The organism is Nitratireductor sp. J20-h4 (assembly GCF_056780505.1).
In genome coordinates, this window is record NZ_CM165557.1 from 1,589,494 (window position 1) to 1,604,037 (window position 14,544).

At 65.1% G+C, this 14,544-nt stretch carries 13 protein-coding genes; all 13 read left to right on the forward strand.

What is annotated here, in order from left to right; translation table 11 throughout:
- The first annotated feature begins 2 nt into the window (after nucleotides 1–2).
- A complete protein-coding gene (nuoF, locus tag ACT2B0_RS07730; protein ID WP_350047997.1) occupies nucleotides 3–1,307 on the forward strand; it encodes an NADH-quinone oxidoreductase subunit NuoF in 1,305 nt (434 codons plus the stop codon).
- Nucleotides 1,308–1,386: 79 nt separating this feature from the next.
- On the forward strand, nucleotides 1,387–2,085 hold the full coding sequence (locus ACT2B0_RS07735) for an NADH-ubiquinone dehydrogenase (RefSeq protein WP_473463246.1): 699 nt from the start codon (nucleotides 1,387–1,389) through the stop codon (nucleotides 2,083–2,085).
- 65 nt (nucleotides 2,086–2,150) lie between these two features.
- On the forward strand, nucleotides 2,151–4,232 hold the full coding sequence (gene nuoG, locus ACT2B0_RS07740; RefSeq protein ID WP_473463248.1) for an NADH-quinone oxidoreductase subunit NuoG: 2,082 nt from the start codon (nucleotides 2,151–2,153) through the stop codon (nucleotides 4,230–4,232).
- A gap of 9 nt (nucleotides 4,233–4,241) precedes the next feature.
- Entirely contained in the window at nucleotides 4,242–5,288 is a 1,047-nt protein-coding gene (gene nuoH, locus ACT2B0_RS07745) for an NADH-quinone oxidoreductase subunit NuoH (protein ID WP_106569974.1), read from the forward strand.
- A 1-nt stretch (nucleotide 5,289) separates the two neighbouring features.
- Nucleotides 5,290–5,481 carry a hypothetical protein gene (locus ACT2B0_RS07750; protein ID WP_127598293.1) on the forward strand — a complete coding sequence of 64 codons (192 nt, stop codon included), beginning with the start codon at nucleotides 5,290–5,292 and terminating at the stop codon, nucleotides 5,479–5,481.
- Between the two features lie 2 nt (nucleotides 5,482–5,483).
- Nucleotides 5,484–5,975, forward strand: a complete 492-nt coding sequence (nuoI, locus tag ACT2B0_RS07755) for an NADH-quinone oxidoreductase subunit NuoI (protein WP_473463250.1) — start codon at nucleotides 5,484–5,486, stop codon at nucleotides 5,973–5,975.
- Nucleotides 5,976–6,089: 114 nt separating this feature from the next.
- Nucleotides 6,090–6,710: an NADH-quinone oxidoreductase subunit J gene (locus tag ACT2B0_RS07760; RefSeq protein ID WP_473463252.1), complete on the forward strand. Its 621-nt coding sequence runs from the start codon at nucleotides 6,090–6,092 to the stop codon at nucleotides 6,708–6,710.
- 11 nt (nucleotides 6,711–6,721) lie between these two features.
- Complete coding sequence (gene nuoK / locus ACT2B0_RS07765; protein ID WP_106569609.1) at nucleotides 6,722–7,030, forward strand: NADH-quinone oxidoreductase subunit NuoK; 309 nt, start codon at nucleotides 6,722–6,724, stop codon at nucleotides 7,028–7,030.
- Between the two features lies 1 nt (nucleotide 7,031).
- Complete coding sequence (gene nuoL, locus ACT2B0_RS07770) at nucleotides 7,032–9,032, forward strand: NADH-quinone oxidoreductase subunit L (RefSeq protein WP_473463254.1); 2,001 nt, start codon at nucleotides 7,032–7,034, stop codon at nucleotides 9,030–9,032.
- A 3-nt stretch (nucleotides 9,033–9,035) separates the two neighbouring features.
- Nucleotides 9,036–10,553, forward strand: a complete 1,518-nt coding sequence (locus ACT2B0_RS07775; protein WP_473463256.1) for an NADH-quinone oxidoreductase subunit M — start codon at nucleotides 9,036–9,038, stop codon at nucleotides 10,551–10,553.
- A gap of 15 nt (nucleotides 10,554–10,568) precedes the next feature.
- The gene (gene nuoN, locus ACT2B0_RS07780) at nucleotides 10,569–12,005 is read left to right on the forward strand and encodes an NADH-quinone oxidoreductase subunit NuoN (protein WP_473463259.1); all 1,437 of its coding nucleotides are present in this window, start codon (nucleotides 10,569–10,571) and stop codon (nucleotides 12,003–12,005) included.
- Nucleotides 12,006–12,009: 4 nt separating this feature from the next.
- Nucleotides 12,010–12,843: a biotin--[acetyl-CoA-carboxylase] ligase gene (locus ACT2B0_RS07785; protein ID WP_473463261.1), complete on the forward strand. Its 834-nt coding sequence runs from the start codon at nucleotides 12,010–12,012 to the stop codon at nucleotides 12,841–12,843.
- A 17-nt stretch (nucleotides 12,844–12,860) separates the two neighbouring features.
- Nucleotides 12,861–14,534, forward strand: a complete 1,674-nt coding sequence (locus tag ACT2B0_RS07790; RefSeq protein WP_473463263.1) for a ribonuclease J — start codon at nucleotides 12,861–12,863, stop codon at nucleotides 14,532–14,534.
- Nucleotides 14,535–14,544 lie beyond the last annotated feature (10 nt).

A 14,544-nucleotide genomic window follows, 5' to 3' on the forward strand; every position in this document is an offset into this window, starting at 1 on the left:
TCATGCTGCAAGACAAGGACCGCATCTTCACCAATATTTACGGCCGCTTCGACACCTCGTTGAAGGGCGCGATGGCGCGCGGCCACTGGGACGGCACCAAGGGCCTGATCGCCAAGGGCCGCGACTGGATCATCGACGAGATGAAGGCCTCCGGCCTGCGCGGCCGCGGCGGCGCCGGCTTCCCGACCGGGCTGAAATGGTCCTTCATGCCCAAGCAGTCGGACGGCCGGCCGCATTATCTGGTCGTCAATGCCGACGAGTCCGAGCCCGGCACCTGCAAGGACCGCGACATCATGCGCCACGACCCGCATACGCTGGTCGAGGGCTGCCTGATCGCCGGCTTCGCCATGGGCGCGCACGCCGCCTACATCTATGTGCGCGGCGAGTTCATCCGCGAGCGCGAGGCGCTGCAGCGCGCCATCGACGAGGCCTATGACGCCGGCCTGCTCGGCAAGAACAACAAGAACGGCTGGGATTTCGACGTTTTTGTCCATCACGGCGCCGGCGCCTATATTTGCGGCGAGGAAACGGCGCTGCTGGAAAGCCTCGAGGGCAAGAAGGGCCAGCCGCGGCTGAAGCCGCCATTCCCGGCCAATGTCGGCCTTTATGGCTGCCCGACGACCGTCAACAATGTCGAATCGATCGCGGTCGCGCCGACCATCCTGCGCCGCGGCGCGGCCTGGTTCTCCTCCTTCGGCCGCCAGAACAACGCCGGCACGAAGCTGTTTTGCGTGTCCGGCCACGTCAACGCGCCCTGCACGGTCGAGGAGGAGATGTCGATTTCCTTCCGCGAACTGATCGAGACCCATTGCGGCGGTATTCGCGGCGGCTGGGACAATCTGCTCGCCGTCATTCCCGGCGGCTCGTCGGTGCCGCTGGTGCCGGCGCATGAGATCGTCGACGCGCCAATGGATTTCGACGGTCTGCGCGACCTGAAATCCGGTCTCGGCACCGCCGCCGTCATCGTCATGGACAAGTCGACCGACATCGTGAAGGCGATCGCGCGGCTGTCTTACTTCTACAAGCACGAAAGCTGCGGCCAGTGCACGCCCTGCCGCGAGGGCACCGGCTGGATGTGGCGCGTGATGGAGCGGCTGGTGCGCGGCGAGGCGCAGAAGCGCGAGATCGACATGCTGCTCGACGTCACCAAGCAGGTCGAGGGCCACACGATCTGCGCGCTGGGCGACGCGGCGGCCTGGCCGATCCAGGGTCTGGTGCGCCATTTCCGTCCGGAAATCGAGCGCCGCATCGACGAGTTTTCACGCAATGCCGACAGCGCCCGCCCGGCGCTGGTGGCGGCCGAATGAAGGTCTGACAAGACGTCACGGACACGCACTGGAAAGGGACGGGTAACGACCGGGGCGGTGAAGCGAAAGGAGACAGGCCATGTCGTTCGATTTCAAGCCCCGCGCGGTGCGGCCTGATGTGATGGAAGTGGAAGCCGGATTGGAAAAGATGACGCAGGATTTTTCCGAGCTGATGCCGAAGGAGTTTCGCGGCGCCGTCAATCTGGCCGCCCATCCTTTGGCCGCCACGGCGGCGATGACGGCGATCGGCATCGGCGTTGCCGGCCACGCCTTCGGCCTGTGGATGGGAACCGTCGCGGGCTCCATGGAGGCGGCAAGGCGGCTGTCCGAACGCAGCCTGGCTGACAACGAGGCCGCCACCGCCGAACCGGCCTACAAGACGCCGGCCTCGCCGCGCGCGCGCATGCGCGCCGCCGTCGAGACGCTGGCCGCCGATGTCGAGCACGCGGCCCGCGACCTCGCCGAAACCAGCGGCAAGATGGCGCGCGCGGTCGCCGACGACGCGGCGCGGGTGACCGCCGCCGCCAAGGCGCGCTATGAGGACGCGGCGGCACCGGCGGCTGAGACCGCCGCCGACGATCTCAAGGCGATTTCGGGCGTCGGCCCGAAGCTCGAGCAGGTCTTGAACCGGCGCGGCATTCGCCGCTATGCCCAGATCGCCGCGCTCACCGACGAGGAGATCGCGCGTCTCGACGAGGAGTTCGGCTTCAGGGGCCGCATCGAGCGCGACGACTGGCGCGGCCAGGCAAAGAAACTGTCAGCCGGCAACGGCAACTAGGCGAAAGGCCGGGGGCTGCCTCGGCAATTGGATGACGAAACGGCGTTCGGCGCCGGGGGCACGAGATGACGAAACTCAAGGTCGACGGCAAGGAAATCGAGGTGCCCGATCACTACACGCTGCTTCAGGCGGCGGAGGACGCGGGCGCGGAAGTGCCGCGCTTCTGCTTCCACGAGCGGCTGTCGATCGCCGGCAATTGCCGCATGTGCCTGGTCGAGGTGAAGGGCGGGCCGCCCAAGCCGGCCGCCTCCTGCGCCATGGGCGTGCGCGACCTGCGCCCGGGCCCGAACGGCGAACTGCCGGAAGTGTTCACCAACACGCCGATGGTCAAGAAGGCGCGCGAGGGGGTGATGGAGTTCCTGCTCATCAACCACCCGCTCGACTGCCCGATCTGCGACCAGGGCGGCGAATGCGACCTGCAGGACCAGGCCATGGCCTTCGGCGTCGATTCCTCGCGCTACAAGGAAAACAAGCGCGCCGTTGAGGACAAATATATCGGCCCGCTGGTCAAGACGATCATGACGCGCTGCATCCACTGCACGCGTTGCGTCCGCTTCACCACCGAAGTTGCCGGCATTTCCGAACTCGGCCTGATCGGCCGCGGCGAGGACGCCGAGATCACGACCTATCTCGAACAGGCGATGACCTCCGAGCTCCAGGGCAATGTCATCGATTTGTGCCCGGTCGGCGCGCTGACCTCCAAGCCCTACGCGTTCCAGGCCCGGCCGTGGGAATTGTCCAAGACCGAATCGATCGACGTCATGGACGCGGTCGGCTCCGCGATCCGGGTCGACACGCGCGGCCGCGAGGTGATGCGCATTCTGCCGCGCGTCAACGAACAGGTGAACGAGGAGTGGATTTCCGATAAGACCCGCTTCGTGTGGGACGGTATCCGCACCCAGCGTCTTGACCGCCCCTATATCCGCCGCAACGGCCGGCTCGCGCCGGCGTCGTGGAGCGAGGCCTTTGCCGCGATCGCCGAAAAGGTCGCCGCCGCCCCGGCCGAGCGCATCGGCGCGATCGCCGGCGATCTGTCGACGGTCGAGGAGATGTTCGCGCTCAAGCAGCTGATGGCCGCGCTCGGTTCGGGCAATATTGACTGCCGCCAGGACGGCGCCGCGCTCGATCCGGAAAAGGGCCGCGCCGGCTATCTGTTCAACCCCACCATCGAGGGCATCGAACAGGCCGACGCGCTGTTGATCGTCGGCGCCAATCCGCGTTTCGAGGCCTCCGTGCTCAACGCCCGCATCCGCAAGCGCTGGCGCATGGGCGGTTTTCCGGTCGGCGTCGTCGGCGAGGTCGGCGATCTGCGCTACGACTACGAGGCGCTGGGTTCCGGCGGTGAGGCGCTCAAGGAGCTTGCCGGCGGCAAGGGCAAGTTCTTCCAGGTTTTGAAGAAGGCCAAGCGGCCGATGGTGATCGTGGGGCAGGGCGCGCTTTCCCGTTCCGACGGCGCGGCCCTGCTCGGGCTCGCCGCCAGGGTCGCCGACCAGTGCGGCGCGCTCGGCGCGGACTGGAACGGTTTTGGTGTGCTCCACACCGCCGCCGCGCGCGTCGGCGGGCTCGATCTCGGCTTCGTGCCGCAGGCCGGCGGCAAGAGCGCGGCCGAGATGATGGGCGCGCTCGACGTCCTGGTCCTGCTCGGCGCCGACGAGTTCGACATGAACCGGATCGGCGACGCCTTCACCGTCTATATAGGCAGCCACGGCGATGCCGGCGCGCATCGCGCCGACGTGATCCTGCCGGGCGCGACCTATGCCGAAAAGTCCGGCACCTATGTCAACACCGAGGGTCGGGTCCAGATGACCAATCGCGCCGGCTTCGCGCCGGGCGAGGCCAAGGAGGACTGGGCGATCCTGCGGGCGCTGTCCGACGTGCTCGGCAAGAAACTGCCGTTCGATTCGCTGCAGCAATTGCGCGCCGCGCTCTACCGGGACCATCCGCATTTCGCCGAGATCGACCGGATCGCGGCCGGCGACCCGGCCGATGTCGCCAGGCTGGCCTCCGCCGGCGGGCGCCTCAACAAGAGCGCGCTCACCTCGTCGGTGGCCGATTTTTATCTCACCAACCCGATCGCCCGCGCCTCTGCCGTGCTGGCGGAATGTTCCGCCATGGCCAGGGGCGGCTTCAGGCAGGCGGCTGAGTAAGGCATGACGATGGACCTCTTCTTCACCACCTACGTACTGCCGGGGCTGATCATCGTCGGCCAGTCCCTGCTGGTCATCGTCGCGCTTTTGGTCTTCATCGCGTTCATTCTCTACGCCGACCGCAAGATCTGGGCGGCGGTGATGCTGCGGCGCGGTCCCAACGTCGTCGGCCCCTGGGGGCTGCTGCAGTCCTTCGCCGATCTGCTGAAATTCGTCGTCAAGGAGCCGGTGATCCCGTCGGGCGCCAACAAGGGCGTGTTCCTGCTGGCGCCGCTCGTTACCACCGTGCTGGCGCTGGCCACCTTCGCGGTGGTGCCGTTCGACGAAAACTGGGTGATCGCCAACATCAATGTCGGCATTCTCTACATCTTCGCCATCTCCTCGCTCGAGGTCTATGGCGTGATCATGGCCGGCTGGGCCTCGAACTCCAAATATCCCTTCCTCGGCGCGCTGCGCTCGGCCGCGCAGATGGTGTCCTACGAGGTCTCGATCGGTTTCGTCATCGTCACCGTGCTTCTGGCCGTCGGCTCGCTCAACCTGACCGACATCGTCCTGTCGCAGCGCGACGGCCTGGGCACCATGGCCGGCCTGCCCAACAGTTTTCTGGACTGGCACTGGCTCGGCCTGTTCCCGATGTTCGTGATCTTCTTCATCTCCGCCCTGGCGGAGACCAACCGGCCGCCCTTCGACCTGGTCGAGGCCGAATCGGAGCTGGTCGCCGGCCACATGATCGAATATTCCTCGACGCCGTACCTGCTGTTCATGCTCAGCGAATACGTCGCCATCATGCTGATGTGCGCGCTGATGACGATCCTGTTCCTGGGCGGGTGGCTGCCGCCGTTCGATTTCGCGCCCTTCACCTGGGTGCCCGGCATCGTCTGGTTCATGCTCAAGATCTGCTTCGTCTTCTTCTTCTTCGCCATCGTGAAGACCATTGTGCCGCGCTATCGCTACGACCAGTTGATGCGCCTCGGCTGGAAGGTGTTTTTGCCGATCTCGCTGTTCATGGTCGTCGCCACCGCCGCCTTCCTGAAATTCACCGGACTGGTGGCATAGGATGGGCGCGGGCCTCATCGGCGCCCTTGTTGGGCTCGTGATCGCGGTAGCCGACCTCGCGCTGCTGAGGCTTTTGGCCGCGCGCGTCGATCTGCCGGAGACGAAGCGCGTCTTGAACGTCACCGGCCTGAGCCAGCTCGTGCTCTTGCCGATCGTGGGCTTTTTCATCGCCCCGTTGATTGCTGGAGAATAGTCATGTCAGCGCTCGCCCAAGCCGCAAAGTCGCTGCTTTTGAAGGAATTCGTCGGCGCGTTCTTCCTGGCCATGCGGCAGTTCTTCGCGCCCAAGCACACGCTCAACTATCCCTTCGAGAAGGGGCCGGTGTCGCCGCGCTTTCGCGGCGAGCATGCGCTGCGCCGCTATCCCAATGGGGAGGAGCGCTGTATCGCCTGCAAGCTGTGCGAGGCGATCTGCCCCGCCCAGGCGATCACCATCGAGGCGGGACCGCGGCGCAATGACGGCACCCGCCGCACGGTGCGCTACGACATCGACATGGTGAAGTGCATCTATTGCGGCTTCTGCCAGGAGGCCTGCCCGGTCGACGCGATCGTGGAGGGACCGAATTTCGAGTTCGCGACCGAGACGCGCGAGGAACTTTATTACGACAAGGACAAGCTGCTCGCCAACGGCGACCGCTGGGAACGCGAGATCGCGCGCAACATTGCGTTGGACTCGCCCTACAGATAGCCATTCGACATGGACGGGCGCGGACGGCTGGTCTAAGGACAACGCGGTTTTCGCCTGGGGCGAAAGGCCGGAATGATGCGGGACGTTTCCCGCGGCGGAGAATTGGGGGAACCCATGCTGACAGGACTTGAGGCGATCTTTTTCTATCTGTTCGCCTTCATCGCGGTGGCGGCGGCCTTCATGGTCATCGCCGCGCGCAATCCCGTGCATTCGGTGCTCTACCTGATCCTGACCTTCTTCAACGCCGCCGGGCTGTTCCTGCTCACCGGCGCCGAATTCCTCGCCATGATTCTCCTGGTGGTCTATGTCGGCGCGGTGGCGGTGCTGTTCCTGTTCGTCGTCATGATGCTCGACGTCGATTTTGCCGAGATGAAGCGCGGCGCGCTGCAATATGCGCCGATCGGGGCGCTGGTCGGACTGATTCTCGCCGCCGAGATCGTGGTGGTGGTCGGCGGCTACAGTTTCGCGCCCGAACTCGCCACCGCCGTGGCGCAGCCGACCCCGGCGCCGGACGTGCGTCACAACACGGCCGCGCTCGGCGACATTCTCTACACCGACTACATCTATTTCTTCCAGATCGCCGGCCTCGTGCTTTTGGTGGCGATGATCGGCGCGATCGTGCTGACGCTCCGCCACAAGGAGGGCGTCAAGCGCCAGTCGGTCCCGGTCCAGGTGGCGCGCACGCCCGAGACCGCGATCGAGGTCGTCGATGTGGAAACGGGCAAGGGCATCTGACGGGGACAATCATGACGATCGGTATCGCGCATTTCCTCACCGTCTCGGCCGTGCTGTTCACGCTCGGCGTGTTCGGCATCTTCCTCAACCGCAAGAACGTCATCATCATCTTGATGTCGGTCGAGCTGATCCTGTTGGCCGTCAACATCAACTTCGTCGCGTTCTCTGCCGTTCTCGGCGACCTCGTCGGCCAGGTCTTTGCCCTGTTCGTGCTGACGGTCGCTGCCGCCGAGGCGGCGATCGGGCTTGCCATCCTTGTCGTTTTCTTCCGCAACCGCGGCTCCATCGACGTCGAAGACGTCAACATGATGAAGGGCTGACATGTATCACGCCATCGTCTTTCTTCCGCTTTTCGGTTTCTTGATCGCGGGCCTGCTCGGCGCCTCGATCGGCGCCAAGGCGAGTGAGTACATCACCTCCGGCTTCCTGGTGATCGCGGCCGTCCTGTCGTGGGTGGCCTTCTTCACCGTCGGCTTCGGCGATGGCGAGGCGTTCACCGTGCCGGTCATGCGCTTCATCCAGTCCGGCACGCTCGACGTGGCCTGGTCGTTCCGCATCGACACGCTGACCGTGGTCATGCTGGTCGTCGTCAACACGGTCTCGGCGCTGGTCCACATCTACTCGATCGGCTACATGCACCACGACCCGCACCGGCCGCGCTTTTTCGCTTATCTGTCGCTGTTCACCTTCGCCATGCTGATGCTGGTGACGTCCGACAATCTGGTGCAGATGTTCTTCGGCTGGGAGGGCGTCGGTCTCGCCTCCTATCTGCTGATCGGCTTCTGGTACAAAAAGCCGACCGCCAACGCCGCCGCCATCAAGGCCTTCGTCGTCAACCGCGTCGGCGATTTCGGCTTCATCCTCGGCATATTCGGCGTGTTCGTGCTGTTCGGCTCGGTCAATCTCGGCACCATCTTCGCCAACACCCAGTCCTTCCTGCCGGCTGCCGAGGCGGCCGGAGAGGCGGGCACGCAGGCCGGCTCGGTGCTGAATTTCCTCGGTTACGAACTCGACCGGCATGCCGCGCTGACCGTGGTCTGCCTGCTTTTGTTCCTGGGCGCGATGGGCAAGTCGGCCCAGGTGCCGCTGCACACCTGGCTGCCGGACGCCATGGAAGGTCCCACGCCGGTTTCCGCGCTCATCCATGCCGCCACCATGGTCACGGCCGGCGTGTTCATGGTCGCGCGCCTGTCGCCGATCTTCGAACTGTCGCACACCGCGCTCCTGGTGGTCACTTTCGTCGGCGCCTTCACTGCCTTCTTCGCCGCCACCGTCGGCCTGGTGCAGAACGACATCAAGCGCGTGATCGCCTATTCGACCTGTTCGCAGCTCGGCTACATGTTCGTCGCGCTGGGGCTCGGCTTTTATTCCGCCGCGATCTTCCACCTGTTCACGCACGCCTTCTTCAAGGCGCTGCTGTTCCTCGGCTCCGGCTCGGTCATCCACGCCGTCTCCGACGAGCAGGACATGCGCAAGATGGGCGGGCTCAGGAAGCTGATCCCGACCACCTACTGGATGATGATCATCGGCACGCTGGCGCTGACCGGTGTCGGCATCCCCGCCACCATCATCGGCACGGCCGGCTTCTTCTCCAAGGACGCCATCATCGAGGGCGCCTTCGTCGGCCACAACGCCATGGCCACCTTCGCCTTCACCCTTCTGGTCGTGGCCGCGGTCTTCACCAGCTTCTATTCCTGGCGCCTGATCTTCATGACCTTCCACGGCAAGCCGCGCGCGTCTGCCGACGTCATGCACCATGTGCACGAATCGCCGCCGGTCATGCTCTTGCCGCTGTTCGTGCTGGCGGCCGGCGCGCTGTTTGCCGGCGTGGTCTTCCACGGGGCCTTCATCGGCGAGGGGTATGACGCGTTCTGGAAAGGCGCCCTGTTCACGCTGCCGGACAACCACATCCTGCACGATTTCCACGACGTGCCGCTGTGGGTGAAGCTGTCGCCGTTCGTGGCCATGCTTGTCGGATTGCTGGTCGCCTATCAATTCTACATCCGCTCGCCGGAGACGCCGAAACAGCTCGCCGCGCAGCACCGCGGTCTGCACGCCTTCCTGCTCAACAAATGGTATTTCGACGAACTCTACGATTTCCTGTTCGTCAGGCCGGCCATGTGGCTTGGCCGCTTCCTGTGGAAGACCGGCGACGGCAAGGTGATCGACGGGCTCGGCCCGGACGGGGTTTCAGCCCGCGTCATCGACGTCACCAACAAGGTCGTCAAGCTGCAGACCGGCTATCTCTACCATTACGCCTTCGCGATGCTGATCGGCGTCGCCGCCCTCGTCACCTGGATGATGCTCGGGAGCTCGTTCTAAATCATGACCGAATGGCCCATCCTCACCACGGTCACCTTCCTGCCGCTGGTCGGCGCCTTCCTCATCCTGATGATCCGGGACGAGGGGGCCTCCGCGCGCCGCAACATCCGCAATGTCGCCCTGTTCACGACCAGCTTCACCTTCCTGCTGTCGCTGTTCATCTGGGCCGGCTTCGACAACGCCAATCCCGGTTTCCAGATGGTCGAGAAGACCGAATGGCTGGGCGGCGGCATCGCCTATCACATGGGCGTCGACGGCATTTCGATGCTGTTCGTCATCCTCACCACCTTCTTGATGCCGCTGTGCATCCTGGCCTCGTGGCAATCGGTCGACAAGCGCGTGAAGGAGTACATGATCTCCTTCCTGATCCTGGAAACGCTGATGATCGGCGTGTTCTGCGCGCTCGACATCGTCTTGTTCTACGTCTTCTTCGAGGCGGGCCTGATCCCGATGTTCATCATCATCGGCGTGTGGGGCGGCAAGCGGCGCGTCTATGCCAGCTTCAAGTTCTTTCTCTACACGCTGCTCGGCTCGGTGCTGATGCTTCTGGCCATCATGGCGATGTACTGGCAGGCCGGCACGACCGACATCCCCACCCTGCTTGCGCATGATTTCCCGGCCGGCATGCAGACATGGCTGTGGCTCGCCTTCTTCGCCTCCTTCGCCGTCAAGATGCCGATGTGGCCGGTCCACACCTGGCTGCCCGACGCGCATGTCGAGGCGCCGACCGCCGGCTCCGTCATCCTGGCCGCCATCCTGTTGAAGATGGGCGGCTACGGCTTCCTGCGCTTTTCGCTGCCGATGTTCCCGCTCGCCTCGGCCGATTTCGCGCCCTTCGTGTTCACGCTTTCGGTGGTGGCCATCATCTACACCTCTTTGGTCGCGCTGATGCAGGAGGACATCAAGAAGCTGATCGCCTATTCCTCGGTCGCCCATATGGGCTACGTCACGATGGGCATCTTCGCCCTCAACCAGGAGGGCATCCAGGGCGGCATTTTTCAGATGCTGTCGCACGGCCTGGTCTCGGGCGCGCTGTTCCTGTGCGTCGGCGTCATCTACGACCGCATGCACACCCGCGAGATCGCGGCCTATGGCGGGCTGGTCAACAAGATGCCGAAATACGCGGTGGTGTTCTTGATCTTCACCATGGCCAATGTCGGCCTGCCGGGCACGTCCGGTTTCGTCGGCGAGTTCCTGACGCTGCTCGGCGTGTTCAAAGTCAATACCTGGGTGGCTTTTTTCGCCGCCACCGGCGTCATCCTGTCGGCTGCCTACGCGCTGTGGCTTTACCGCCGGGTGATCTTCGGCAAGCTGACCAAGGAAAGCCTGAAGGGCATGCTCGACCTGTCGATGCGCGAGAAGATGGTGATCTATCCGCTGGTGATCTTCGTCATCTTCTTCGGCGTCTATCCGGCGCCTGTCTTCGACGCCACCGCGGCCTCCGTCGAGGCCCTCGTCAACAACGTCGCCGCCTCGATCGAGGCGGGACAGTCCACCGCAGCGGCCGGGCTGGCGCAGTAGGGGTTTGCAAACACGATGTCGGCTGAACTTTCCCAAAGCCTGATCCTCGCGACGCCCGAACTGTTTCTGGCCGTGGCGGCGATGGCGCTGTTGATGATCGGCGTTTTCGCCGACGAGCGCTCCAACACGCTGGTCACCGGCCTGGCGGTGGCCGTGCTGGCCGCCGCGACGGCGTGGATGCTGTTTTTCGGCGGCGACGGCGAGGCCTTCAACGGCGCCTTCGTCAGCGATCCGTTCGCCCGCTTCATGAAGTTTCTCACCTTCGTGGGCGCCATCCTGACGCTGATCATGTCGGTCGGCTTCGCCAAGGCGGAAAAATTCGACAAGTTCGAATTCCCGGTCCTGATCCTGCTGGCAACGCTCGGCATGGCGCTGATGGTGTCGGCCAACGACATGATCGCGCTTTATCTCGGCCTCGAGCTGCAGTCGCTGGCGCTTTACGTGATCGCGGCGATCAACCGCGACAATGTCCGCTCCACCGAGGCCGGCCTGAAATATTTCGTCCTCGGCGCGCTGTCGTCCGGCATGCTGCTTTACGGCATGTCGCTGGTCTACGGGTATACCGGCCACACCGGTTTCGACGAGATCGCGGCCGTTCTGTCCGGCAGCGAGCGGCAGCTCGGGCTGGTTTTCGGCCTGGTCTTCGTGCTCGCCGGCCTGGCGTTCAAGATCTCCGCCGTGCCGTTCCACATGTGGACGCCCGACGTCTATGAAGGCGCGCCGACCCCGGTGACCGCGTTTTTCGCCGCCGCGCCCAAGATGGCGGCGATGGCGCTGATCGTGCGCGTCACCGTCGGCGCCTTCGAGCCGGTCGCACCCGACTGGCAGCAGATCATCGTGTTCGTGGCCATCGCCTCGATGCTGCTCGGCGCTTTCGCCGCCATCGGCCAGAGCAACATCAAGCGGCTGATGGCCTATTCCTCGATCGGCCATATGGGCTACGCCCTGGTCGGGCTTGCCGCCAACACCGAGGCCGGCGTGCGCGGCGTGGTCATCTATATGCTGATCTATCTGGTGATGACGCTCGGCACCTTCGCCTTCATCCTCGCCATGCGCCGCAAGGAAGGCAATGTCGAGCAGATCGACGAGCTCGGCGGCCTGGCCTCGACCAATCCGGTGATGGCCACCATCCTGACGATCCTGATGTTCTCGCTCGCCGGTATCCCGCCGCTCGCCGGGTTCTGGGGAAAATGGTACGTGTTCCTGGCCGCGATCGACGCCCAGCTTTACGCGCTCGCGGTGATCGGCGTGCTCGCCTCGGTGGTCGGCGCCTATTATTATCTGCGCATCATCAAGATCATGTGGTTCGACGAGCCGGTCGGCGCTTTCGTGCCGATGGCCGGCGAATTGCGGCTTGTTCTCGGGCTCTCCGGTGCTTTCGTCCTGTTTTACGTACTGATCGGCGGACCGGTCGGCACGATGGCCGAAGCGGCGGCGAAAACCTTCTTCTGACCGGATGGGTTTTGTTCTGGCTCCGCCGGCGTCGGCGGCGGGATTTCGCCTCGAAGCGTTCGACACGATCGGCTCGACCAATGCCACCGCGCTCGAGCGCGCGCGGGCCGGCGATCCCGGCCGGCTGTGGGTGGTGTCGTCGAAACAGGAGACCGGACGCGGCCGCCGCGGACGGGTCTGGGCGACGCCTGAGGGCAATCTCGCCGCGACCCTGCTTCTGGTTAATTGCTGCCCGATGCCGGTGGCCGCCACGCTCGGCTTCGTGGCCGGCCTGGCGCTCGGCGACGCGCTCGAGGCATGCGTGCCGGATGCCGGGCGGATCGCGATCGGGGCCGATGGCGGCGGCGATGCGCGCGCCAGGTCGCGTTTCGAGCTGAAATGGCCCAATGACGTGCTTGCCGGGGGCGCCAAGCTTGCCGGCATCCTGCTGGAATCGACCATGCTGGAGGGCGGTGGCTTCGCGGTGGCGATCGGCATCGGCGTCAATGTCGTTGCCCATCCCGCCGGGATGCCATACCCGGCAACCTCGCTATCGGCGCTGGGCGCGCGCGGTGACGCCCAGACCCTGTTTCTGGCGCTGTCGGATGCCTGGCTCGCGGCTGAACGGATATGGGACGGGGGCAGGGGGCTCGACGCCGTGCGCCGGACCTGGCTCAAGCGCGCCGCCGGGCTCGGCAGCGAGGTGGCGGTTCGCGTCGATGGCGAAATCGTGCGCGGCGTCTTTGAGACCATCGATGCCGAGTGCCGCTTTGTGGTGCGCGACCGGCACGGTAAACACTGGAAGATCGCGGCCGGCGACGTCCATTTTGGAGTGATCGCCTCGGCCGCTGCGGATTAAGCGGAAGGAAGACACGCATGGCGAAAAACGACAAGAACGAGCTCGTCTTCCTGCCTCTCGGCGGTGTTGGCGAGATCGGCATGAATTTCGGCCTCTACGGCTACGGGCCGCCGCATGCGCGCGAGTGGATCGTGGTCGATTGCGGCGTCACCTTTCCAGGCCCGGACCTTCCCGGCGCCGATCTGGTTCTGCCCGATATCGGCTTTCTGGAAGGCCAGAAGGACCGGCTGCGCGGCATCGTCATCACCCATGCGCACGAAGACCATTACGGCGCGCTGCTCGACCTGTGGCCGCGGCTCGGCGCCAAAGTGTGGATGACGCCGTTCGCCGCCGGCCTGCTGGAAGCCAAGCGCGACTACGAACAGGGCCGTCAGCCGAAAATCCCGATCGAGATCTACCGCGCCGGCGACAGGTTTTCGGTCGGTCCGTTCGACATCGAGGCGGTCAACGTCACCCATTCGATCCCCGAGCCGGTCTCCCTCGCCATCACCACGCCGCTCGGCACGGTGATCCACACCGGCGACTGGAAGATCGATCCCGCGCCGACCATCGGCGAAAAGACCGACGAGGCGCGTTTCAGGGCGCTCGGCGACGCCGGCGTGCTGGCGCTGGTCTGCGATTCGACCAATGCCATGCGCGAGGGCGACTCGCCGTCCGAGGAGGCCGTCGGCGACGGTCTGCGCGATCTGATCGTCAAGGCCGAGGGGCGCGTCGCCGTCACCAGCTTTTCCTCCAATGTCGGTCGCATTCGCTCGGTCGTCGAAGCCGCCACCGAGGCCGGCCGCCGCGTCATCGTCATGGGCTCCTCGATGAAGCGGGTGATCAACGTCGCCACGGAGCTCGGCTATCTCGACGGCCTGCCCGAGTTTGCCGACGAGGAGGAATACGGCCAGATCGCGCGCGACAAGCTGGTTATCCTGTGCACCGGCAGCCAGGGCGAGCCGCGCGCCGTTCTGGCCAAGCTCGCCCGCGAGGAGCTGCGCAACGTCACCTTGGCGCCGGGCGATACGGTGATCTATTCCTCGCGCACGATCCCCGGCAACGAAAAGGCCATCTTGGACATCAAGAACCGGCTGATCGACCAGGGCATCCGCATTATCGAGGACGACGACGCGCTCGTGCATGTGTCGGGCCATCCCCGGCGCAGCGAGCTCAAGCGCATGTACGAATGGGTCCGCCCGCAGAACCTGGTGCCCGTGCACGGCGAGGCCGCCCATCTGGTGGCGCAGGGCTCGCTGGCGGCGATGGCCGGCGTGCCCACCGTGTCGCAGATCCGCAATGGCGACATGCTGCGCCTGGCGCCCGGCGCGCCCGAGATCGTCGAAGAGGTCAAGGCCGGCCGCATCTACAAGGACGGCTATCTGCTGGGCAGCGAGGAGGCGGTCGGCATTCGCGCCCGGCGCAAGCTGTCCTTTGTCGGCCACGTCGCCATCAATGTCGTGCTCGACGAACGCTACGAGCTTGCCGGCGATCCCGACATCGTGTCCTACGGCGTGCCGGGGGAGGACCGCAACGGCGAGCTCCTCGAGGATGTGATGCTCGACGCGGCGATCGGCGCGGTGGAATCGATCCCGCGCGTGCGGCGCAAGAACCTCGATCAGCTCCAGGAATCGGTCCGCCGCGCGGTGCGCAACGCCGCCCGCGAGGGCTGGGGCAAAAAGCCCGTGGTGACGGTGTTCGTCACGCGCTAAAGCCTGTTGT